At 59.2% G+C, this 21,874-nt stretch carries 12 protein-coding genes and 11 pseudogenes; 9 read left to right on the top strand and 14 right to left on the bottom strand.

All coding sequences use genetic code 11. From position 1 onward, the window contains the following. The first annotated feature begins 99 nt into the window (after positions 1-99). Entirely contained in the window at positions 100-420 is a 321-nt protein-coding gene (locus CVM73_RS35310) for a transposase (RefSeq protein WP_100236365.1), read from the top strand. 113 nt (positions 421-533) lie between these two features. Here the strand turns inward: CVM73_RS35310 and CVM73_RS35305 are convergent. Next, positions 534-1,583, bottom strand: a pseudogene (locus tag CVM73_RS35305) (IS110 family RNA-guided transposase). A 76-nt stretch (positions 1,584-1,659) separates the two neighbouring features. Here CVM73_RS35305 and CVM73_RS35300 point away from each other — a divergent pair. The 3 genes and pseudogenes from CVM73_RS35300 to CVM73_RS35290 form a co-directional block, all read left to right on the top strand. Next, positions 1,660-2,565, top strand: a pseudogene (locus tag CVM73_RS35300) (IS3 family transposase); the annotation flags it as partial. A gap of 87 nt (positions 2,566-2,652) precedes the next feature. Further along, positions 2,653-3,685, top strand: a pseudogene (locus CVM73_RS35295) (IS110 family RNA-guided transposase). A 668-nt stretch (positions 3,686-4,353) separates the two neighbouring features. Continuing rightward, positions 4,354-5,127: a CmcI family methyltransferase gene (locus CVM73_RS35290; RefSeq protein WP_100236364.1), complete on the top strand. Its 774-nt coding sequence runs from the start codon at positions 4,354-4,356 to the stop codon at positions 5,125-5,127. Positions 5,128-5,397: 270 nt separating this feature from the next. Here the strand turns inward: CVM73_RS35290 and CVM73_RS39470 are convergent, their stop codons facing one another. Next, positions 5,398-5,613: a hypothetical protein gene (locus tag CVM73_RS39470; protein WP_146006715.1), complete on the bottom strand. Its 216-nt coding sequence runs from the start codon at positions 5,611-5,613 to the stop codon at positions 5,398-5,400. Positions 5,614-5,752: 139 nt separating this feature from the next. Here CVM73_RS39470 and istA (CVM73_RS35285) point away from each other — a divergent pair. Together istA (CVM73_RS35285) and istB are read left to right on the top strand one after the other, a co-directional pair. Further along, a pseudogene (gene istA, locus CVM73_RS35285) lies at positions 5,753-7,357 on the top strand (IS21 family transposase); the annotation flags it as partial. A gap of 198 nt (positions 7,358-7,555) precedes the next feature. Then, on the top strand, positions 7,556-8,320 hold the full coding sequence (gene istB / locus CVM73_RS35280; protein ID WP_208639282.1) for an IS21-like element helper ATPase IstB: 765 nt from the start codon (positions 7,556-7,558) through the stop codon (positions 8,318-8,320). 415 nt (positions 8,321-8,735) lie between these two features. Here istB and CVM73_RS41560 read toward each other — a convergent pair whose 3' ends face one another. The 4 genes from CVM73_RS41560 to CVM73_RS35250 form a co-directional block, all read right to left on the bottom strand. Continuing rightward, positions 8,736-9,152: an SDR family NAD(P)-dependent oxidoreductase gene (locus CVM73_RS41560; protein ID WP_283809982.1), complete on the bottom strand. Its 417-nt coding sequence runs from the start codon at positions 9,150-9,152 to the stop codon at positions 8,736-8,738. After that, complete coding sequence (locus CVM73_RS41555) at positions 9,131-9,427, bottom strand: SDR family NAD(P)-dependent oxidoreductase (protein WP_100236361.1); 297 nt, start codon at positions 9,425-9,427, stop codon at positions 9,131-9,133. The genes CVM73_RS41560 and CVM73_RS41555 overlap by 22 nt, the downstream gene beginning before the upstream one ends. A 46-nt stretch (positions 9,428-9,473) precedes the next feature. Further along, entirely contained in the window at positions 9,474-10,247 is a 774-nt protein-coding gene (locus CVM73_RS35260; protein WP_283809981.1) for a CmcJ/NvfI family oxidoreductase, read from the bottom strand. 1,313 nt (positions 10,248-11,560) lie between these two features. Continuing rightward, a complete protein-coding gene (locus CVM73_RS35250) occupies positions 11,561-13,078 on the bottom strand; it encodes a porin (RefSeq protein ID WP_100236359.1) in 1,518 nt (505 codons plus the stop codon). 465 nt (positions 13,079-13,543) lie between these two features. Here CVM73_RS35250 and CVM73_RS35245 point away from each other — a divergent pair, with 465 nt between their 5' ends. Next, entirely contained in the window at positions 13,544-14,032 is a 489-nt protein-coding gene (locus CVM73_RS35245; protein ID WP_245452518.1) for a MarR family winged helix-turn-helix transcriptional regulator, read from the top strand. Here CVM73_RS35245 and CVM73_RS35240 read toward each other — a convergent pair. Beyond that, positions 14,024-15,061 carry an alpha/beta hydrolase family protein gene (locus CVM73_RS35240; RefSeq protein ID WP_100236358.1) on the bottom strand — a complete coding sequence of 346 codons (1,038 nt, stop codon included), beginning with the start codon at positions 15,059-15,061 and terminating at the stop codon, positions 14,024-14,026. The genes CVM73_RS35245 and CVM73_RS35240 overlap by 9 nt on opposite strands. Before the next feature lie 553 nt (positions 15,062-15,614). Here CVM73_RS35240 and CVM73_RS35235 point away from each other — a divergent pair. Then, positions 15,615-15,765 (top strand): annotated as a pseudogene (locus CVM73_RS35235) (transposase); the annotation flags it as partial. 496 nt (positions 15,766-16,261) lie between these two features. Here CVM73_RS35235 and CVM73_RS41875 read toward each other — a convergent pair. The 4 genes and pseudogenes from CVM73_RS41875 to CVM73_RS35215 all read right to left on the bottom strand — a co-directional run. Then, positions 16,262-16,624, bottom strand: coding sequence for an ATP-binding protein (locus CVM73_RS41875; protein ID WP_430641329.1), 363 nt, complete (start codon positions 16,622-16,624; stop codon positions 16,262-16,264). An 85-nt stretch (positions 16,625-16,709) separates the two neighbouring features. Next, positions 16,710-17,826: pseudogene (gene istA / locus CVM73_RS35225) on the bottom strand (IS21 family transposase); the annotation flags it as partial. Between the two features lie 314 nt (positions 17,827-18,140). Then, a pseudogene (locus tag CVM73_RS35220) lies at positions 18,141-18,843 on the bottom strand (ATP-binding protein). Positions 18,844-18,854: 11 nt separating this feature from the next. Further along, positions 18,855-19,327 (bottom strand): annotated as a pseudogene (locus CVM73_RS35215) (Mu transposase domain-containing protein); the annotation flags it as partial. Positions 19,328-19,484: 157 nt separating this feature from the next. Between CVM73_RS35215 and CVM73_RS35210 the strand changes: the two are divergent. Then, complete coding sequence (locus tag CVM73_RS35210; protein ID WP_208639281.1) at positions 19,485-19,733, top strand: hypothetical protein; 249 nt, start codon at positions 19,485-19,487, stop codon at positions 19,731-19,733. Positions 19,734-19,800: 67 nt separating this feature from the next. Here CVM73_RS35210 and CVM73_RS35205 read toward each other — a convergent pair. The 3 pseudogenes from CVM73_RS35205 to CVM73_RS35195 all read right to left on the bottom strand — a co-directional run. Then, positions 19,801-20,244: pseudogene (locus CVM73_RS35205) on the bottom strand (IS5/IS1182 family transposase); the annotation flags it as partial. A 285-nt stretch (positions 20,245-20,529) separates the two neighbouring features. Then, positions 20,530-21,571, bottom strand: a pseudogene (locus tag CVM73_RS35200) (IS110 family RNA-guided transposase). Positions 21,572-21,638: 67 nt separating this feature from the next. Further along, positions 21,639-21,874, bottom strand: a pseudogene (locus CVM73_RS35195) (IS5/IS1182 family transposase); the annotation flags it as partial.

Here is a 21,874-nt window from a genome sequence, read left to right as displayed (position 1 = left end):
CCGAAGAGCTTGAACCGACCATTCAACCGAAGCCCATAGTGTGGCGGTTTTGCCGACCACGAACAGAAGCAAGGTACCCGCGGCAGCGCTCTTAAGGGATTGACAGAAGCAGACCGAATACAGAAGCAGATCATCGGGATTTTGAAGGAGCACGAGGCCGGCGTTTCGGTTGCCGACCTGTGCCGCAAGCATGGCGTCAGTGACGCCAGCAGCTACAAATGGAGCAAAATTCGGCGGGCTGGAGGTCTCGGAGGCCAAGCGGCTGAAGACCTGGAGGACGAGAACACGCGGCTGAAACGGCTGCTGGCGGACGCTATGCTGGACAACGCGGCCTTGAAGGCCCTCTTGGGAAAGAATGTATGGTCCGCACCGTCCGTGCAAGGGATCGTAACAGCGAAAATGACGCTTCCAGTTGCATAAATGTATCCGGCCTCTCGCGAGTGGACTGCTGTTGCAGCCAGGCCATGATGAGATCCGCGCACGCCGTTCCCAATCATCACTGTTCCCGAGCCTTGCAATCTCGTCAGAAGTCGTCAGCTGAAAGCAGGATCTCTGCGTTCGTAGAGTGCTCCTGGCTTGTTCAAGACCACCCAGACAATGCGAGCCATCTTGGCGGCTAGTGCGACAACGGCCTTATTCGGATGCATCCGAGCTTGGAGCCCATCGAGCCAGCTTCCCAAGCGATCGCGCGTTCGGTCCAGATGCCGGAAGCAGGATCGCGCGCCATGCACTAGAAGTTTTCTCAAATAACGATTGCCGCGTTTGCTGATCCAAGCAACGTCTGTTTTCCGCCGGTCGAGTATTGTCTGGGCACCAACCCCAGCCAAGCAGCAAGGTCGCGAGCCTTGCGAAACTGCAGCCCATCACCGATCGCGGCAAGCACAGCGGTCGCACCTAATGCGCCGATACCAGGGATTGTCATCAGCCGGCATGTAACGTCCTCTCGGTTAGCGACCGCTTCGATCTCCCTTGTCACTTGGCGGATCCGTTCTTCGAGGCGGCAGAGATCGGCGTAGAGATCGCCGACCAGACGCCGCATCATCGGTGATATACCGTTTCCTTCGTCTTTCAAAGCGAGCGGTAGCTCGAGCTTGAATATTCCAGCACCGTGACGCAAAGGTACGCCATACTCGAGGCAGAAAGCCCGCATCTGATTGATCAGGCGTGTCCTCGCGCCGACCATCTGGTCACGGATTCGATGCAGCGCTTGAAGATCGACCTGGTCCTCCTCCTTCACGGCGACGAAGCGCATTGTCGGTCGCGTCGCGGCCTCAGCGATCGCCTCGGCGTCGATGATGTCGTTCTTGTTTGACTTCACGTAGGGCTTCACGAATTGCGCGGGGATCAGGCGCACCTTGTGACCAAGTGCCTGTATCTTCCGGGCGAGCCACTGAACCGGCGCAGGATTCCATGCCAACTATGCTTGGTTGTGCGCGAGCAAAGCACTGAAGAAGAGTGTCCCGTCGAAAGCGAACTTTCTGAACAGGTGTGCCGTCGCGGCTCAGGCCAACGACGTGGAACAGGTTCTTGCCAATGTCGATCCCATAGACAGCCGCAGGTCGCGGCAAATTGCAATGGGCCATGATACTCTCCTCTATTGATCTGACCTCCCCCATGATGAGGGAGGAGGACGGTGCGGACCATCCCATTAATGATGACGCCCGCGGCCAAGCTGTCGCCCATCTGCAAGGCGCGTTCCGGATGAGCGAACGGCGGGCGTGTAAAGCCATCGGCTGCTGTCGCATGACCATGAGATACCAGACGACCCGGCCGGACGAAGCCGGCCCTCGCCAGCGCATGAGGGCGATCGCCCAGGAGCGCCGTCGCTTCGGCTATCGGCGCCTCCACGTTTCTGCTCAAAGCGGGTGGGCTACGTGATCAACCACCAGAAGCTGATCCGGCTCTACCGGGAAGAGAGGCTAGCGTTGCGCTGCCGTGGCGGCCGCAAGCGGGCGATCGGGACCCGGACGCCGATGACGGTGGCGATGGCGCCGAACGACCGCTGGTCGCTCAACTTCGTGTCGGATCAGCTCAGCGATGGTCGCCGCTTCCGTATCCTCACCGTCGCCGATGATTGCACCCGCGAGTGCCTGGCGCTGGCAGCAGACACCTCGCTCTTCGGTACCCGCGTGGCGCGGGAGCTGGGCCGGCTGGTGGCGGAGCGCGGCAAGCCAAAGATAGTGGTCAGCGACAATGGCAGCGAGTTCACCAGCAACGCTATCCTGACATGGGTCGACAAGAGCCGTGTCGCATGGCACTACATCGCGCCGTGTAAGCCCATGCAGAACGCCTTCATCGAGAGCTTCAACGGCCGGCTGCGGGACGAATTGTTGAACGACGCTGTTCACGTGGTTGGCCCAGGCCCGCGTCGCGCTCGGATGCTGGCGGGCCGATTACAACGACGCACGCCCACACTCGCGGCTCGGGTGGAAGACGCCGTCCGAGTTCGCCTTCACCTGCCATCCACGCCGGGATCTGGCGCTGCATCATGCCAAGGGCTCCGCGCCAGCTCCCGTAACCGGGCCAATCCAACAGCCGGGCGAACTCAGGGTGGATAAAACTTGATGTGGTGGAAAGGCCCGCTCCAACAGCATCAACGCAAAGTCCTACAACGTGGTCGTTGTTCGAACGCCACAAGGGAGGGACGATTCGGTGAAACAGGTTATCACCATCGGATTAGATTTGGCCAAGCACGTTTTCCAGGTTCACGGGCGGATGCCGGCTCACCCGTGTTCAACCGGAACCTACGGCGCCGCGAAGTTCTGCCTTCTTTGAGAAGCTGCCAGCATACCTGGTGCGGATGGAAGCATGCGGTAGCGCGCACTGGGCGCGCGAGATCGCAGCTCTCGGTCATGAGGTCCGGCTCATTCCGCCGGCTTATGTCAAACCCTTCGTCAAGCGTGGCAAGACGGATGCGGCCGACGCTGAGGCCATCAGCGAAGCGGTGACCAGAAAGACCATGCGCTTCGTGCCGATTAAGACGGCTGAGCAACAGGCTGCCGCGATGGTGCTGAAGACCCGCGCTCTTCTAGTGCGGCAGCCAACGCAGGCGGTCAACGCGTTGCGCGCGCATCTGGCAGAATTGGGGATCATCGCCACCGCTGGCCTGGCAAAGGTTGAGGCGCTGGTCGCCATCATACGGATGAGACAGATGCTCGGCTGCCCGCACCAGCGCGCTTCGCGCTGATGGCTATTGCCGACGAGATTGAAGCTTCAGCCGACCAGATCGAGAGGTTCGAGCGCGCAATCGTCGTGGAAGCCAAGCACGACGAGGACTTGCGTCGGTTGACCACGATCCCTGGCGCCGGCGCCATTACGGCGGCGACCATCAAGACGCTTATGCCGGATCTCGGCGGGTTCAAGTCGGCTCGCCACTTTGCCGGCCGGCTGGGGTTGACGCCGCGGCCTCATCCAACTGAGGCAGGGAGCGGTCGGGACGAATATCGAAGATGGGAAATCCGGAACTCCGCTCGCTCCTTGTTGTCGAGGCAACGGCCGTCTTGTGGGGTGTCCGGAACTACGCTCGGCGCGGCCGCGGCTGAAGGCCCTTCTGGCCAGACGGCCCTTCAAGGTTGCCACCGTCGCGCAGGCCAATAAGACGGCGCGGATCATCTGGGCGCTCCTGAACAAGGGCGGAATTTATCGGCGCCCCGACCCATTGGCGATTACCGTGGTGACGCAGTGACCACCAAAACCGGCCTAACCGGCGCAGGCGGGCAGAGGGCAAGGTGCAACAACAGGCGATGAACTTATGGGACGAAATCCCGAAACGAGTGAAGCTGCCGCCGCCATTGCACTCAAGAGCGTAAATTTGATTTAGCTCCTCGTTCCGCGGATCTCATCTCGCCAGCGGCCATATTGTGCCTCGCGCAAAGGCCGGACATATGACCGCACTGTCCGATGCGGGAGATCGACTGAAAAAGCTCTTGCCTCGCGGGCCGTTCCAGATATGGGGGCAAGCTCATGCGCGCCGCACCGATTCGATGGCCGGCTCATACTATCTATGTCAGGTTGATGACGCCGGGGACGCGAACCCGACAAAGCATCGCCGTCATTCCAGCTGACATGCTGACTTTGTTTTTCACGCTCGACAAGCAAGGGCGCAGCATATTCCGCGAGTGGCACGCCTATTGCTGGAATGAGGAGTAAAAGAACGGCCGTGTCGAGGCACCGGCGCATGCGTTCCAGATGGGACTTCCCGGTTGACCCGACATTAAATTCAATTCTGATGCTGGTGCATAGCAAATGAGAGAGCGCTGAACATCAATGTGGCGGGTCGCCTCGAACTTCACTAGCCGGCCAGGAGGCTAGCAATTTCGTGAAACAGCAGCAGACGCAGCACGGAGATAACTTATGAAACTCGCTTTAGGATACCAGGCTTTTTGGGAAGCCGCTCACAAGAACTACCCTGATCAATTGAGGCCTGACGGACTTCTTGATCAAGGGGGGATGTTTCGCGTAATTAACAACGTCCTGAATGCAGATCATTCTGATCGCTTTGCAAAGCCATCCGAACGATTATGGAGGTGGTCTATCAACCCCTGGATTGCTGACACGCGTTTCACAAAAGTTGGAGCCTTGGGGAAGACTTACAGAGGGCTAATACTTCTCAAGACTCCTTTTGATCTGGCTCTTTATCCAAGGCTCATTTGGGAACTTCAGCCGAGGACGATTCTAGAGCTCGGTTCATATCAGGGTGGCAGCGGACTGTGGTTTGCTGACAATATGTCCGTGCTTTGTGAGAATCCTGGCGAAGTTCACTCCTTTGATTTGCATACCAAATGTGTCCATGAGACTGCAAGAAAGCATCCACTGCTTACCTTTCATCAAGTTGACCTTTCGAACGTCGCCAACTTCGATGTAGATCTACTGATGAGCCTACCTCATCCTTGGCTTGTGATCGACGACGCGCACGTGCAAATATTTCCGGTGTTTTCTTACCTGAACAAGCTTCTAGTTTCAGGAGACTACTATGTAATTGAAGACGATCCCGCGAGAGTAAACAGAGAGATTATCGATGGTTTCCAGTTGGTCGAGGAATCGGGATTCTTAATCGATACTTATTACACCGACGCGTTTGGGAATAATGTTACTTGTGCTCCAAATGCATGGCTTCGAAAGTCGTAAGCCTGGATCAGCCGGAGTGTGCGTTGGATGGTGCGGGCCCATCATCGTCTTCACTGGGACTTCGTAGACCGGGCGAAGCCGGTTCGGCACAACCAGCGGGTCGGCACGCATTAGATGGATCTGTTCGCGGGTGGTGTCGCACAGTACAAAATCCTGAAAATGAAATTGCAAGCTTTTAGGCCCTCAGACCCAAAACGCTTGCAATCTCAAACTTCGCTCCGCTCCAAAAAAATCGGCTCCCTTGAGTGACCGAGAGCCTGCTCGACGAGATCAAAGGTGTCGATGAGCGCGCGCATATTGATGAGCCGTGCGGCCCTCGAATTGGGCGAATTGGGCAAGGCGCAGCGCAATTGGCTTTCTGGAATCGCGCGCTACCAGCGAGCAGCGTAAGATGGAAGCTGCGGAATTCAAGCCGAGTATGGTCATCTCGCGGCCGAAACGCCGCACCTGAACAATGCCGGCGATGTTACCGATGACTTCCAGCACAGCATGCTTGCCCTGCCGGCTGCCGAGAAACGCCCCGACGGTCGGTCAAATTCCCCCGGGTGTGGTCACCTCAAACTCCTCCACCTAATTCCGCCTGGCTGGGCGGCTGATCGGCCGCAAAGCGCGTAGCAGGACGTTTATTTTCGCCCCCTTTAGGGAAGAGGGGACGGGGAGTTGAACGTCTTGAAGCCGCATCTGCAAAGCACTGTATTTACGTTACTTGAGCGCCAGAAGAGCCAACGAGAGATCGAGCGGCTGACGGGGGTCGACCGCAAGACGATCCGGCGCTACCAGGCGATTTTCGCGGCCCAGCGAGCGGCAGAAGCAAATTCCCCCGGGGTGACCGCCGGCTCCGAGGCCGCTGATGGGCAAACTCCCCCACCTCCGCGACCGCCGGCTATCGACGCGGGGGTGCCCCCCAAGACGTTTGATTTCGCCCGCTCAGCCTGTGAGCCGCATCGGGAATGGATCGAACAGCAGGCCCGTCTGAAGCGCAATGCGCAGGCGATCTATCAGGATCTGGTTGACCAGTTCGCCTTCACTGCCAGCTACGAGAGCGTCAAGCGTTTCGTGCGCGCCTTGCGCCACATCGATCCCAAACAGTTTGACCGTCTCGAGTTTGGCCCCGGCGAGGAAGCCCAGGTCGATTATGGCGAAGGCGCGCTGACCCGCGATCCGAAGAGCGGTCGCTACCGCCGGCCGCGCCTGTTTGTGATGACACTGCGCTACTCGCGGCGCAGCTTCCGGCGGGTGGTCTGGAAGTCGAGCCAGCAGGTCTGGGCACAGCTCCACGAAGAGGCCTTTCGGTATTTCGGCGGTGTCGTCAGCTATGTCGTGCTCGATAATCTCAAGGAAGGCGTCATCACGCCCGACCTGTACGAGCCCGAGCTCAACCGGCTTTTCGGCGCGGTGCTCGCGCATTATGGCGCCGTCGCCGATCCGGCACGGGTGCGGGACCCGAATCGCAAGGGGACGGTGGAGAACGCGATTCAGCACACCCAGGGCACCGCGCTCGCCGGGCGACGCTTCGAGTCACTGGAGGCTCAGAACAGGTTTCTGGAGCACTGGGAGGCCAACTGGGCTTCCAAACGCATCCATGGCAGCACAAGGCGTCAGGTCGAGGCCATGTTCCAGGAAGAGAAGCCGCATCTGCGGCCATTGCCCGCGACCGGCTTCCGTTACTTCTCCGAGCTCGTGCGCACCGTCTACGACGACACCACCGTGCGCGTGGATCACAGCGACTATGCCGCGCGCCCCGCGCCGATCGGCAGCCAGGTCATAGTACGCCTCTACGAGACCACGATCGAGATACGCGACCGCAGCACCCAGGCGCTGCTGCGCGTTCATGCCCGCGCCGCACGGCCGGGTTCGCTCGCACTGCCGGTCAACGAGCGCCCGTTCAATCCATCCCGTCAGACCGCCTTCCTGCTGGCAAGCGCCGGCGACATCGGAGCGCAAACCAAGGCGCTCTGTCAGCACCTGTTCGACACCGAAGGCCGCGTCGGGCAGCGCGCGATGTGGGGCATTGTCGGGCTCGCGAAGAAGTATCCCGCCCGGCTCGTCGAGCAGGCCTGCGACCACGCAGTACGCAACCACATCCACCGCTACAAACAGGTGCGCGCGATCGTTGAGCGGCTGTTCGAGCAGGCGCTCGATCGCCTCGATCAAGCTCCCCAATTGACGCTGCCGCTGACGCAGGACCATCCCCTGATCCGTCCCGCAGCCGAATACGGCGAACTCTTTCGCCTCGGCGCCGAGAACCGTGCCGGCAACAACAGCCGCCCCTTCAACAACGGCGACGATGATCCGCGCCAAACCGCGCTCGCGTCGTCTCCGCAATCCCGGCCAGCTCCGACGACGCGAGCGCTACCACCGAGACGCCAACCTTGAATGCCGATCAACACTGCCTCTCAACCTCCACAGGAGATCGCCCAGGATGACCATGACCTTGCCGGAAATCGATCGCTGCCTGCGACAACTGCGTCTGTCGGGCGTACGCGACACGCTCGAGACCCGTGTCCTGCAGGCCCAGGGCGCCAACCAGCCGTTCCTCGAGACCTTCTGCCTGCTCCTGCAGGACGAACTCGATCGTCGTCAGTCCCGTCTCATCGCTCGCCGCTATCAGCAATCCGGGCTTGAAGAGAAGCTCACGCTCGCAGAGTTCGACTGGTCCTTCAATCCCAAACTGCCGCGTCAGGCCTGCTTCCAGCTGTACACGCTGAAGTTTGTCGCAGCCGGCGAAAACGCACTGCTCATCGGCAAACCTGGCACCGGGAAATCGCACGTGGCCAAGGCGGTCGCCTACCAGGCCATCCTGCAAGGCCACAAGGTCCAGTATCTCGAGGCCGACGACTTCTTCAATCGATACGCCCTCAGCCCCGCCGCTCAGCGCGAAGCTCGACTGCGGAGCATCTTTGACTGCGATCTGCTCGTGCTTGACGACCTGTTCCTCGCCCGCACCATCCCCGACGAAGCTGGCGCTTTGCTGCAGACGCTGATCCATCAACGCTACAAATTGCACCGCAGCGTCATCGTCACGTCCAATCGCGTCGTGCAGGACTGGGGCGCTTATCTCCGAGACAACACCATGAGCACGACGATCCTCGACCGTCTGATGCATCATTGCCATCTGCTCGAGTTCGACGGTCGCAGCTACCGCCTCAAGGAAGCCGCCGAAGCGCTTGCACGCAAAACCGAGTCAACCTAATACCCTCTTGTCCTGCTCCACAGGTGGGGGAGTTTGCGCGACCACAAGTGGGGGAATTTGAAGTGACCGTCCGGGAAACGGAAACATGTCAATGGGCCGTAGAGCGCCCACTCGACATTTTCGTCAAGCAGACCCTCGATATCCGAAAAACATTGATCGTTGATCGCGCGACGTAAGGCGCGCGAGAAGCGCCGATAGCAATGCTCTGTCATGCGGGTACTTTCTGCAGGTCCTTCTTAGGAGAAGCGGCTGCGTTGGCGTCTGTGCGGACGAGCTCAAACGTCGTCCGATTTCAGTCTATTCGCCGAGTGTGAATGCACGTGTAAGAACGAGAACTGCACCTACCTCCGGTGCGACACGGTCGCCAAGTTCAGAGTTAGCCGGCAGGCTTGAGCATCAATCCTTTAAGCTGACGTCAAACGTTCACCAGCGAATCCTCACACCGCGATAATCCTGAAAAACGCCACTCGTGGCCGGCGTGAGCTCCGCGATCCCAGCGATAAGGCACGCTCGCGCACTCGTCAGCCGATATGAAACCAACCTGTCCCTTGACCATCTCTGTTTGCACATAACCAGGATTTAGTAGCGCCACCAGGATCCCATCTCGAGCCCAGGCGCGCGACAAGCCACGCATGCCATTGTTGAGTGCCGCCTTTGAGGCTCGACAAGCATACTTGCTGCCCGCAGCGTTGCTCGTTGAGCCCATGATGCCGGTGATTGCCACCAGCTTCTTCGGCGTGCTCTGTCTCAAGTTGTCGTAGAGGGTCTGCGCGATCAGCATGGGAGCCAGGGCGTTGACCCGCATCGTTGTCATGTAACCTTCGGCCTCGATCCGGTCGGCCGATAGGCCGCTGATTCCGGCATTGTTGATGAGAATGTCGAGGCTGATCGCCCAGGGTACTTAAGAGAGGCGATCAAGGACTCTTCAGCGACCTCCAGTGGAATGATCCGAACGCGACCGCCGGATGACGCGGCGAGCGCTTTGAGGTCATCGGCTTTTGCTGGAGCACGGCAGCATGCAAAGACCTCGGCAAACTCAGTCGCGTATTGCTGCGCGATGGCAAGGCCGATGCCCCGATTTGCGCCGGCAATCAGAACTGTGCTCATCTAAGGCCCCGAACTGCCGCAAGTCTTATGAACTTGTGTAATGATCTCAACTACAAGAGCGCGCCTCGGCGCTCAGTCGTCGTACACGAAGAAGTGCGCCTCGACACTCCTGCGGGATTTCGCATTTGGGTAAGCCCGACGCTTGTCGAAAGCCGCATGAGCGAAACCTCGGATTGTGATCGTCTTCGGAATCGAACCCCTTAAACAGAGCGAACTCCGCCGAGCTCATCTCCGGGAAGTAATACCAGCGGTGAACTGGACTGTAGTGAACGAGCCAAGTCTTGTGCTTGACGTCGTAGTTCTCGTAAACGGTTTCGATCAGGTCCGTATCCACAACCGAGTTGCCATCGCAAAACGCCAGGGGAAAATCGTGCGGAGGCTCCGAGAGAGCATGCCAAGCTTGAATGATCATCAATCGAGAATAAGCCCGGATCGGAATGCCCTGGAGTTGGTCTTCCCGTGCCGCCATGACCGGGCCGGCGATCGGCGCATAGTCAATATGAGCAAAGCTGGCCACATACGGCCTGACCAGACCGGCTCCCTTCTCGGCCGGCGGAACAGAGCCTGCGCCAAGAGAGCGAATGATAACGGCGTCTCGCTTGGGTACGACCCACGAGGCCTTGAAGTAGTCCTTGATGAACGGGACCATTTCCTCAAGATACCTGTCGCGCATGACCTGCGGAACACGCTCCTTCGCACAGGATATCTTGTGCTGAATGAGGGTAAAACCTTCTCTGTCGAGAGAAAGTTCGTCCACGATCGGACGCGCGTCCCGTATGTTGACGTCATAGCTTACCAGGACCCATCGGATCCCGGGCACAACGATTGCTGGAGCCTTCTCACTTGGCGAGCGTCGAGCAAAGGCGATCTGACCTTCCACCGATTTTTAGCTGATCACGGTTGATTTGCGCCGTCGCCGAAACCCGCATTGCCGCTCCCATCTAGTTTTTCTACGCTTCAGAGAAGGAATCTAAATGAGGATTATAGCGGATAGCTGCGAAGATTGGCGCGAAGGCGCCCTTCTTCAGGAAGGACGCGAACGCGGGATCATTGCCCTCTGTTCGCTTAACTTGGTGCGACCAGCCGCGGTAGGCTGGACTAGGACGGATGAGCAGCCGAGCCGACCTACTCGGTGCATCCAGATTGGTGCGATCAGCGCGTCCTCAGCGCGAAAACCACATGCCGGCGCAGGCCGCAACCATCCGGACGAGGTGATAGACAGAAGATGAAAATGGATCGAGCCGGGCTCGCATCCCCCATAACCAGAGGCGGATCAGAATGAAATGTCAGCGGATCTCGCGGTCGCGTCAAGCAGAAGGAGAGCGGCCATCACATCAACCATGGGATGCAAGCATCCAGCGAATATAACGGCAACCTCCCGAGGCGATTGACCATTTCCGATTTTCCTGCGGCAAGCCTTCGCAAGTACTCCGTGCGCGGGAACACCTGCGGCCCTTTGCTGACGGTCATTGTCTTAGCTCCTTCATTCTTGGCTTCTGAACTCTTCTGAGGTGAGCCCGCTCTCGGCAAGCCTTGAATGGTCGCAGCGCCATTTCATCTGGGAAGCAGGTTTCTCGACTTCGCTCGTTAGTGACGCCCATATCCCTCCAAGGGGTCAAAGAACTCAATCGCGAGTACTATAGAGAATCTGGAAAGGCGAACTCCTCTAAATAACGAGATATCCACCTAAATTCTGCGTGCATGAGGGGTTGGGCGAGGCCCTCATTCAAGCGACAGCGAGTTTGATTGGTTTAAGCACGTATGGATGCATCTAGATGGTACTTTTTGTTTAGAAAGCTATCTTGGTCCCTGCGCTTCGGAACACCGATTTTCTTCATGCTGCAACGTGCGCATGCTTCCGCGATACAGCCTCGCGTTGTGCGTGGGCATGGCCCCGGACATCCGCATTGTCGTGTGTTTAGAGATCTTGCTCGAAACGAATATGCTCATTCTTTACAGCGCGCGACCGGGATATCTGGTCAGAGGCGAGAGCAACGACGTTTCGAGCTTATCGAACAAGTCAAACGCGCCGAGTTCAGCTTCCGACGAGAAAGGCCTCCGGCGGGCATGCCGAAGGCCTTCTTGGAGGTTAGCTAAGAGCCTGTTGGATGCTCCTTTCTATGCAGAGACGATCTAGAAATTGCGCTGAGCGCGGAGCAGCAGCACCAGACTGTTCTGGTCCTTCAGCTCATACACCGCAGCTGGCTTTGCGACGCCCGACTGGAGCGGAAGAGTCACCGTGCTTCCGCTCGCATACTTCTGGTCGAGCATCATATAGGCAAGCTCGCCGGTGAAGGTCAGGCCCCTGACGGGAGTCCAAGAAGTCTTCGTGCCGACCACAGCGTAGTTGAAGTCTGGATTACACCCACCCAGACCACTCGAAAGCGCGAGATTTGCAACGAAAGCTCCGCAGATATACCCCTTGGCCGTGTTGTTATACCGAACAGCAGCCCAAGCGCCAAAGATAGAAGTGTTCCAATACGGATCCCAGTTGTGGGTGTAGCCGCCATTGAATCCGTAGGTCTTGGTCAATTCCTGGCCAGCCCCAGTGACGAACACTGAGTCAGATACGCCAGCGATCCCAAAGCTCTGGTACGCGCCAGCCACGCTCGTACCACCGTACATCGCATAGGCGGTCGACATGTAATCCTGGAAGTTGTAGCGGCTCGCACCGTTCGTGTACACGCCCGTCAAGTTAATCGTGTCTCCCGGCCCCGTCGGCAGATTCTTGATCGACAATGCCAGCTGTCCAGCCCAGCCCCATTTATCGTCAGGATGACCGGTGAGTTCGGATGCACCATAGTAAGCAGCATGATTATCGTGCACAGCGAGTGATGCCTGGAACAGACCCCAAGCCTGGTCGACACGAACCCTAGCAACTAGGTCCGGAGCTCGCGTACCACCGATGTCGTTGGCGCCGTACGTTCCGGTCGCAAGACCTGCTGCGGTCGCACCGCTCACGTTCCAGACGGTGGTAGTGTAGTTTTGGACCTGATCCTGAGCCGAGAAAGAGGCCGTGATGCCCTGACCGAAGTCGGCGGTATACGTAACCTGGTTCACGGGGTCCCATCCACCGCTGCCTGGCAGTTCCATGTTGTTCGCCGGATATTGAGCCCAAGGCGTTCTGAACTGCGACTCGGCCCTACCGAACGTGAACCCAGCAAATTGGATGAAGGCGTAGTCGATGCCTAGCGCACCACCAGCGACCTGAGAACCGGCCGATGAAGTATAGGCCGTGGCGCCATTCACGCCCGTCGAGCCAGCCCCGGAGTAAGTCCCGGAAGTCCAAGTAAATTTCAACTCGGCGAAGGTGCGGACAACCCCGTACTCGGTCGCAGTACGCGTATCAATTTGTAAATCTTGGCGAGAACGGGCCGTATAGTAGTTGCTGAGCCGGTTCCGTGCGCCAGCCACACCGCTGCTGGCAGCATCCAAGTCAAAGTTGGTGGCTAGCAAGGCGTCAGCGCGCAGATAGCCTCCCAGCTTGATGCACGTGTCAGTGCCGGGGATGTAGTAGAATCCGGCACCGTACAACGAGCAGATCTTCACATATTCAATTGCCTTGGCCTTGACCGGGAGGTCGGCAGCCTGTGCGCCAGCCCCCACGAATATGGCCGCAGATCCAAGAATAATACCCTTCTTCACTTTCATCGATGAACCTCCAAGTTGAAAACCGCGTTTCCGTCCTTCAAAGATCCGGTTCCAGCTCCACCCCAGGCGGACCGCTGACGGAACGACTCCGAGGACCCCCTCGCTGTCTGCCAACACATACTTTCGATCATCAATTGATGCAATTAATTATTGACATGTATTACCTGTTTGGGCTGAACCGTTGCATTCCCGCAACACTCCGCATGAGATTGCCTATCGGAGGCAACGAAAAGCCCTCGGGGGGGCATCCCGAGGGCTTTATTTGGAGATTCTTCGACAGATCGCCGTACGTAAGAGCCTAAACGATCGCCATATTAATATCGATCATCAATTGTATTTGTCAATTGCTAAGTTGTATGGTGGGCATGTTCTGGGCAGGCTATTTCAGTCTTCCCGATATTGGATAGGATGCCGCGACTACCGCTCACGCTCCGTCGCCGCGAACAATCAGAACTGGCAAAAAGAATGAAGATGGCCACACAAGAGCAATACGACAGGGCTGTTAGGGACCTGATCTGGAACATCGTTGAGATTCGCACTCAACTGGAAGAGATTCATAAGAGCTGGGCGGAGTTACTTGGGATAACAGAGCCTCAATGGCTGATCCTGATGGCGATCGATGAACTCGACGAAGGCCGCGGTGTTTCGGGAATTTCAGTCGCTAATAAATTGCGATTTCACCCCGCCTTCATCACGAATCAGACGAAGAAACTTGAACAACTGGAATTTCTAACCCGCGCAACATCGCCTGATGATGCAAGATTCTTGCAGATATCGTTGACCCAAAAGGCACGGGCGGAACTGGCGAAGCTGTCGGAAAAGAGACAAGCCCTTAATTCGACGATGCTAAGTGGCCTGGACGAGGAGTCGCTGGCGTACCTCAACAAGCGGCTAACCGCGATTGCCAAGAACAGCAGATTGGCATCTCAGAAACTGAGTCTGGGCCTACTGTGAAGCTGTAGCGTGCTCGAACTTGCGCTCGAGCCACTTGAAGACGCCCTCGTCGCATGCCACGAAGTTTTCCAGTCCCCCTTCTGGGGTTGGCGGCAACAACAATTCCAGATCAATACTTGTCGCGGTGCATTCAGCTTCTAATTTGATAGCCTCCGATACGCCAAAAAGACTGCGTTCTCCAGCGACTACAAGAACCGGACATCTCAACCTCCGCGCCAATCTGGATCGTTGCGCTGAGGACAGCCCCTCGTCCGGCAGGTCAGCAGTCCTGGTCATCCACTCAATAGACGCCCGAAGCCGGGTCCAGCTCCAAAGTCCGCCGTCGCAAATCGCAGCAGCGATGCGGCGATCAGCCACAGCACAAGCAGTAGCTAGCGCGGCCGACAGGCCTTCGCCGAAGATTGCAATTCGAGTCGCATCAATCTCGGGGCGTGCAGACAAATAGTCCAAACAACAAGAGAGCAACATCTCTGACGGTCCAAGCCAATGATTTGAGACATCGTCGTAAGAAACGACAAGAACCGCCATGCTTCGACTGATCATAAGGGGCAAGAGTCGCGCGAGCAGGATCGCTGCCGTTTCTTCTTCTCGACTGATGCAAAGAATTGCTGGGACGCGCGAACTGGAAGCACCAGCGGGGACGTAATAGGCGGACAACTTGTCCTCATCACAGAGCGCGATGTCGACACGCTCCACTTTTTGATCTAGAGACGCGAACCTCTCGACGCTGGCCTCCAGCTTGGCCCAGACTTCTCTCCTTTGGGAATCGTCTTCATCGGACAGTCGCTTGGCAACTTCAAATGCAGTGAGCGCGCAAAGGCAGGCTTGCACCGCCTCATCAAAGGTTCCTCTTTCGACATTCAGATTTCCGAAAAGGCAGTGAGCGTCCCCAATATTTATCCATTTCGCGGCGCAGTCGCGCCGGCTGGCCGCCTCGCTTCCTTCATCAAAAGCATCTAAGAACACGGCAGCACTTTGCCGGGTGGACGCAAGATTGCCGGTCAATTCAGGCCAAGCAGCGTGCAACATTCGTTCATCCCTCGGCGAGAGTCCTCGAAACCGGTCAGATTGCTCTGGACAACCCAGACGGGAGCTTCGTATAAGATCGACGGTGACGACCGACGGTCGAATGTTTGATGATATCCTTCCGCAGAGCTGAGGCTCTTCGATGTGCGGCCATTTGGCGCCGAAATTCTGCTTCATTTCCGCGAAATGCGCATTTTTTGAGTTCGACTCGGTCGACTCGGTGGGTGCCCCGCGTTTCCCAGAGCATGCCGTTCGTGTCTGCGCCGTTTTTGTGGACTTTGAACCTCAGTGAATGGAGCCGCTGAGCGCGCGAGAGCCCGTACGACCGTATTGTATCTGCACTGCCAAATCGTTGTAGCCCTTGTGTCGAAAGACATGAGGGAGTGGGGACCTTGGCGCGCCGACTTTTGCGGCCCGATCGGACGTGCACTTCCACCAAAACAGGCCAGATCCTCAAAACTCCAGTTCTTCCTAAGGGTATGCAGAATTTCGGCTACACGAGCTTGAAATTTCAGAAAATTCCGCCCGAAGCCGCTCTATACTTGCTATATGACAGCGCATGCTCGCGCGACGCGGCCTGCGCGGCGTCAAGCTGGTCGTCTCCGACGCCCACGAGAGCATCAAGGCGACTAGCCAAAGTGCTCAACGCTAGCTGGACGCGCTGCCGCGTCCACTTCATGCGCAACGCGCTGGCGCATGCCGGCAAACGCGAGGGCTACAACAGGAATCCGCGTCCTTGGGCCGCTCTCAATACGCCACTCGACGAGGTTTATCGATACGCAGGTTCTGAGCCAGCAACCGCGTGGCGATGCACGGTCTGCCACTCGCGGCCTCGTCCGACTGATAGCGGCGTAGAGCGAACTCGGCGACCGCGCCTCGAATTGCTGCGGGAAGCGAGCGCGTCATGGCCTCCGCTCGTGCGCTGAGGAACAGCTCAGGAGCAGCGGTGGCAGGGAGCATTCTGAGCTACGGCCTTCACCGCGGCCGCCGTTTCTTTTCAGAGCGGCAGGACTCGCTCGCGACTTCCCTTTCCCATGAGGTGTACGCTGGATAGAGTCTGGCGGTCGATCTGATCGCCCCGAACAGCTCCGACACGCGCTATCCTGCGGCAAAGGCCAGATGCAGCATGGCCCGGTCCCGAATGCCGGACATAGTACTCGCATCTGGCGCATTGAACAGCGCCTGCAGCTCTTCGCGCGTGACCTACCCGATAAGGGGCTGATCGGTCTTTTTCATTGCTGGACCCGCCGCGACTGGTTGCGGATTCCGACGAAGTCGCCCGTGTGTGCACCGATGTGAAGTCGCCCGGGGATTCCGAGACGATGTCGCCCACCTTTCCGATTTGATCTCGGCCGGGGGCGAGTCAAGGCGTTTGATGGCGGCCTCGAGGTTAAGCTCGCGGCGAGCCAGCTGGAGCTTTTGCACGAGATCGGTGGTCCTGGTGAAGAGGACGCGCCATCCGTTCTCGATGATGGCCAGGCCGATAGCTGCCGCCAAGTGGCTCTTGCCGCCGCCGGGCGGCCCCGAACAGGAGCAAATTGGCGCCCTTGCCCAGCCAGCTGTCACCGGCGGCGAGCGCCATCACCTGCGCCTTCGAGATCATCGGCACGGCCTCGAAGTCGAAGCTGTCGAAGGTCTTCCCGGCTGGCAGCCTGGCCTCGACGAGATGGCGTTCGGTGCGCCGGCGGCCGCGTTCGACGAACACGTCGAGGTGATCGTCGTAGAGCCGTGCCCGCAGCCGGTGACCGATCAGGCGCGATGGGACCGTGTAGAACACCTTGCGCAGGGTGAATCCGCCCGAAGACGTCACGCGGACGATCACCTCTTCGTAGTCGGAGGTGCGGCGATCGGGCAGCTCTTGCAATACAACGCGCTCGCTATCGATCCGCTTGGCGTTGCGGGCATTGCGGCGGCTGACGATCTCGTCGATGAAGCCGCGATAGGTGGCAAGATCGTCGAAGTCGACAGTTCCGCGCAGCAGCAAGGCGTCGCGATTGCCCGTTTAAGATGACCGTGGGCCCTTCGATCGAGCCATTCTCGTGGGCGACGCCTCGATTGTTGCGGGAAGGCCGCATGCCGTAATGGGCACAAAGGGCCTCGTATCGCTGCGTCAGATCATCCCGTGCATCGCGATCGAGATTGCAGAATGCGGCCGACAAGCTGTCGGTCCGATGCTCCCGCGGCGCCCCACCGAGCGACCAGAGGGCATTCTGCAGGCCTTCGGCCAGGGCAACGAAGCTCTCGCCGCCAAGCACGACGTGGGCGTGCTCGAAGCCGCAATAGGCCAAACGGAAGTGATAGAGACGATGATCCAGCGGTGCGCCCGCGATCGTCACACCCAACTCGCCCATGTCTGTGAAGTCGGAGAGGCCGAGCTGGCCAGGCTCATGGATCTGGCGGAAGATGACTTCCTGCCCCTCGCCGTGGATCGCCCGCCAGGCACGGATACGACGTTCCAGGGTACGACGGATACCGGTGCCGAGATCAGGATGACGTCGGAGCATCTCCTCGAACACCGCCACCGGGCGTAGGCCAGGTGCCGACTTCAGGATCGGGACGATCTCGGTCTCGAACACCTCGCTCAACGGGTCCGGTCGTCGCCGGCCGCGAGGAGCCTTCTTTTGCGACGGAAGTCGGAGATCTATCTCGATCCGATAAGCGGTTGACGTGCTGAATGATGCCTTGGCCGCCGCCACTGGCGGGCTATCGGTCTGACGGAACTTCATGTAGAGCCTCATTTGGTGATCTGTGATGTGTCGGCCGGGCAAGCGAGTGATTCCTCTTGGCGGAAGAACCACTTGCATAACCTGCCGGCCGCGATCACCAGACGGCGCGGTCCGCTCGGATCACGCCGTCGCCGGGCTCGCAACTCCGGTCGGGCTACGCCCTCCCTTCGTCACGAGCCCGGCGAAACTCTCTCACCTTGATTGATGCGCTCTTCCATCCTGATCGGCGCGCGACAGAGCCGCGCGGTCAACTGGAATCGGCTTGGACTTGTTGTGTTTCTGTTGCGGTTGCTGTGGGCATGTGGGCAACGCCTTGGCGTTTCCAGGCGGAGCGGGATGTCCACTGCGTCACGGATTCAGGCCTTTCGGGCGGATTGCCGGGTTCGGCGCAGGCTCTCGCCGGTGAGGTTCGGCATAGGTTGGATCTCCAATGAGCATGCCACTGGTCCACGGGGAGCTGGGGCTGGTGACGATCATGGAACGATGACCGTAGCGATCTCCGAGGATTTCCAGGAGGTCGTGACGGCCACCGGCGTCGAGCGGCTCAAGCCCGCAGTCATCGAGGATCAGCAGATCGACACGGCCGCGCCCGCAAAATAAGTGCGGATGGCAGCCGTCGCCACGCGCGCGAGCGAGGTCATCGAACAGCCGCGGAACACGCTGATAGAGCACGGAGCGATTGTCATGGCAGGCCTTGTGGCCGAGCGCCGACGCGAGCCAGGTCTTGCCGACGCCGGCCGGGCCGCAGATCAGCAGATTGGCATGGTCGTCGATCCAGCGGCCCTCGACAAGCTTGGCGAACAGCGGGCGGTCGGGGCGGCGGGGGTGCGGTAGTCGATGTCCTCGACGCACGCTTGCTGGCGCAGCTTCGCGTAGCGCAGACAGGTGGCGAGCCGCTTGTCGTGGCGCAGCGAGGCCCCACGTTCGAGCAGCAGCGCGAGCCATTCGGCATGACCGAGGCTTTGCGGCCTCGCCGGCTGCTTTGATGTCGACGAAGGCTTTGGCCATGCGGTGGATGCCGAGCGCGTTGAGCCGGTCGAAGGTCGCATTGGTGAGCAAGGGATCATCTCCTAATTGTAGTAACGCGGTCCGCGGATGTTGGCATGTAAGATCGGCGCATTGTCGGCACAGCGCTGACGAACGGGACGCCGATCGAGATTGTTGGCGAGGATTGACTTGACCGAACCGTAGGTGCGCGGGCAGATTCGATCGCCCGCGCAGCCGCAGCGTCCAGCCGTTCGCGCCCATAGGAGGCGGCAAGCCTGAGGATGCCGAGGCAGGCGCGGAAGCCTTGCCCGGGGTGTGAGCGCTCGTTGAGAGTGAGGTCGCACAACGCGCTGGTCGCCGGCCCCATCGCAGCGGCGTCCTGGCGGATACGCGCGATGGTCCAGCCGGCGTAGCGCCGATGGCTGGAGGCCATGTGCTCCGGCACGGTGGTGTGTTTGTGATTGCCGCTCATGCGCTGATGCGCGGCAATCCGCTCGCCCTTGTGGAAGATCTCGACGGTGCGGGCGGTGAACCGCACCTCGACCTCGGCACGCGCAAGCGATGCGTAGCGCTGGCGGTCGCCGACTTTGACATAGGCTTCGCCTTCGCGGGCGGGCACCGGATGCCACCAATTGTCTCGATGGAGCGGCTCGAGCATGCCTCCTTTTTTAGCAATGCTCGCAAGGAGCTCAACAGAAAATCGGAGCATATTCATGACGCCTCCTTTGATCTCGGAAACATGGGTGTGGAGAGACGCCGAGGTGATGGGTTCGGACATGCCCCTCCCTTTCCACATGCTGGCGCTGCGAGACATGGGCATGCCGCTGGGCGAGATGTTCAACCTTGAGGCGCTGGCCGCCGACTGCGCCGTAGACGGGAGCTATAGCTTCCTGCTCGCAGCCCCACCTCTGGAGGTCACCGGCGGCTTTGGGTCGCCAGTCAACCCGCAAGCGCTGAAATAGGCTGCACAAGTGGGCGGGGCTCAGACTCTCGAATGCTGCGCTCGCCCAGGTTGTAAGTCGTCGTCCGTTAACAAGGCGAATTGAGCGGGACGGGACGGCCGAACGTGCGCCATAGCTGGAGCAGGATGAGGCACAAGAGTTCTCTGAGCCAGGCGAGGATGCGGCGGAAGTTGTGGCCGACGGCTGAGAGGATGACGTTAGCCGCATCGCCGGCGCGGCCTTTGAGGTAGCAGCGGCCGAGGTGACCATCGGCCTTCAGGTGTCCGATGATGGGTTCGCCGCGCTTCTGGCCGGAGATGAAGTTCCGTCGGGGATTTTGTGCGTCGTGGCCGCGGTATCCCTTGTCGACATAGGCCCGCTCGATCGCGCAGCCGGTGAGTGTCTCGGTGCGGTCGATGACGTCCCGCAAGGTGTGACCGTCGTACGGGTTATCGGGTAGCGCCCTTGCGTGGAGCACGAACAGGCCCCCGGGAGAACGGCGGTTGTTGGTGACGATGGAGGCTTTGACGCCGATCTATGGACCACGCCCGCGTTGCAAGAGGAATCGACAAAGGGATGAAGCGGTTTGCGCCAATCTATCCGGCTTCACTTTGGGGCTGTTGCCCCGAGCCATCATGGATATCCGCCCACTTCTGTCCTCAATAACTCGCCGGCCTCAAGAAGGGCCATAGAGTCGAACCAGGCTTCAGAAGTGTCGGTCGAACCGTTTCTCCATTCGTCCTTTCCGTCTCGCAAACCTCGGCGGGTTATTGTGCCTTCCGACCGGACCTTGGATCTTCCTTTCCGGCCCTGTTTCTCATGCGCTGCGGCCCAAGAGGCTGGCGTCGTAGTCACGGCCCTTTGTGAGCATGCTCCAGGCCATGCGCGCGAGTTTTGCGGCCAGGGCAACAACCAAGACATTAGAGTGGAGCCGCTTGGACGCTGCCTCCAACCAGGCTGCGAAGCCATGCCGCGGCCAACTCTGACGCTGCAGAAGTACGGCTCTGGCACCTTGAATGAACAGCGTCCGCAGGTACCGATTACCGCGCCTGGATACGCGCCCGAGGATGGTTCGATCACCGGTCGAGATTTGCTTCGGTACCAGGCCAAGCCATGCGGCAAAGTCCCGGCCCTTATGGAAGGCATCGCCGGTCCGATGGCGGCGACCATCGCGCTTGAGATGATCGGCCCGACGCCGGCGCACTCATTAAGCGGCGACAGTGTGGATCTCGATCAGCGAGTTCGTCGATTTCTTTCGTCATTGACGCGACCCGTCGGTCGAGATAGCGCCAGTCCTCGGCCAAGTCTTGAATGAGCTGGATCACTCGAGGTGATAAGTTATCCTTTGGCGCTGAGAGAATCTGAGGAAGTGCCAATCGGAGCGCTGCCGCTCCTTGCCGGACCGGCAGCCCTCGCTCAAGCAAAAAGCCTCGGATTTGATTGATGACCGCGGTTCTTTGCGTCACCAATCGACTGCGAACTCTGTGCAGCGCCTGCAAATCCAGTTGTTCGGCCGATTTCAACGGGACAAAGCGCATGGTCGGGCGCTGAACGGCCTCGGCGATGGCTTCGGCATCACGGAAGTCATTTTTGTGGCCCTTGAGGTATGGCTTCACATACTGTGCTGGCAAGAGCCGTACTTGAAGGCCTAATTTCTCGAGCTTGCGACCCAGGTGGTGTGCTCCTGCACAAGCCTCCATTCCGATCAGGCAGGGCGGAACATTAGCCAGCGACTGCTCAAGCTGATTTCTCGATCGCTTCTTGCGTAGGATGATTGTACCCGTGGCATCGAACCCCACCACATGGAATGTGTTCTTGCCCAGGTCGATACCGATCGTGACAATGTTCGTATGGGACATGGCTCGCGCTCCTCTCTTGGCGGGGCTGTACGTTGTCCCTGTGAGCGGGCGCGGTCCATGCCATTAACTCGTAAGGCGCGTCTGCTTTGCCCTTGCGTATGCACTCCACCTCCGGGGCGTGGAAGGAATAAAGCTTCCAGCCATGCTGACGCTGCTGTTGGGAGCGGAGCTGCGACGCCCGGCTGAGCGGGAGGACGAAGGCGTTCTCGAGCACAGCTCGACCTTCGATCTTGCGGCCGATATCGCGGATGATCCGGCCCAGTCGGCTGCGCAGGATGCGCAACTGCCGCTGATGCCGCCTGA

This window comes from Bradyrhizobium forestalis (genome assembly GCF_002795245.1).
Lineage (GTDB): Bacteria > Pseudomonadota > Alphaproteobacteria > Rhizobiales > Xanthobacteraceae > Bradyrhizobium > Bradyrhizobium forestalis.
Note: the sequence above shows the minus strand (reverse complement) of the source record. Positions and strands in the feature narration are given on the sequence as shown.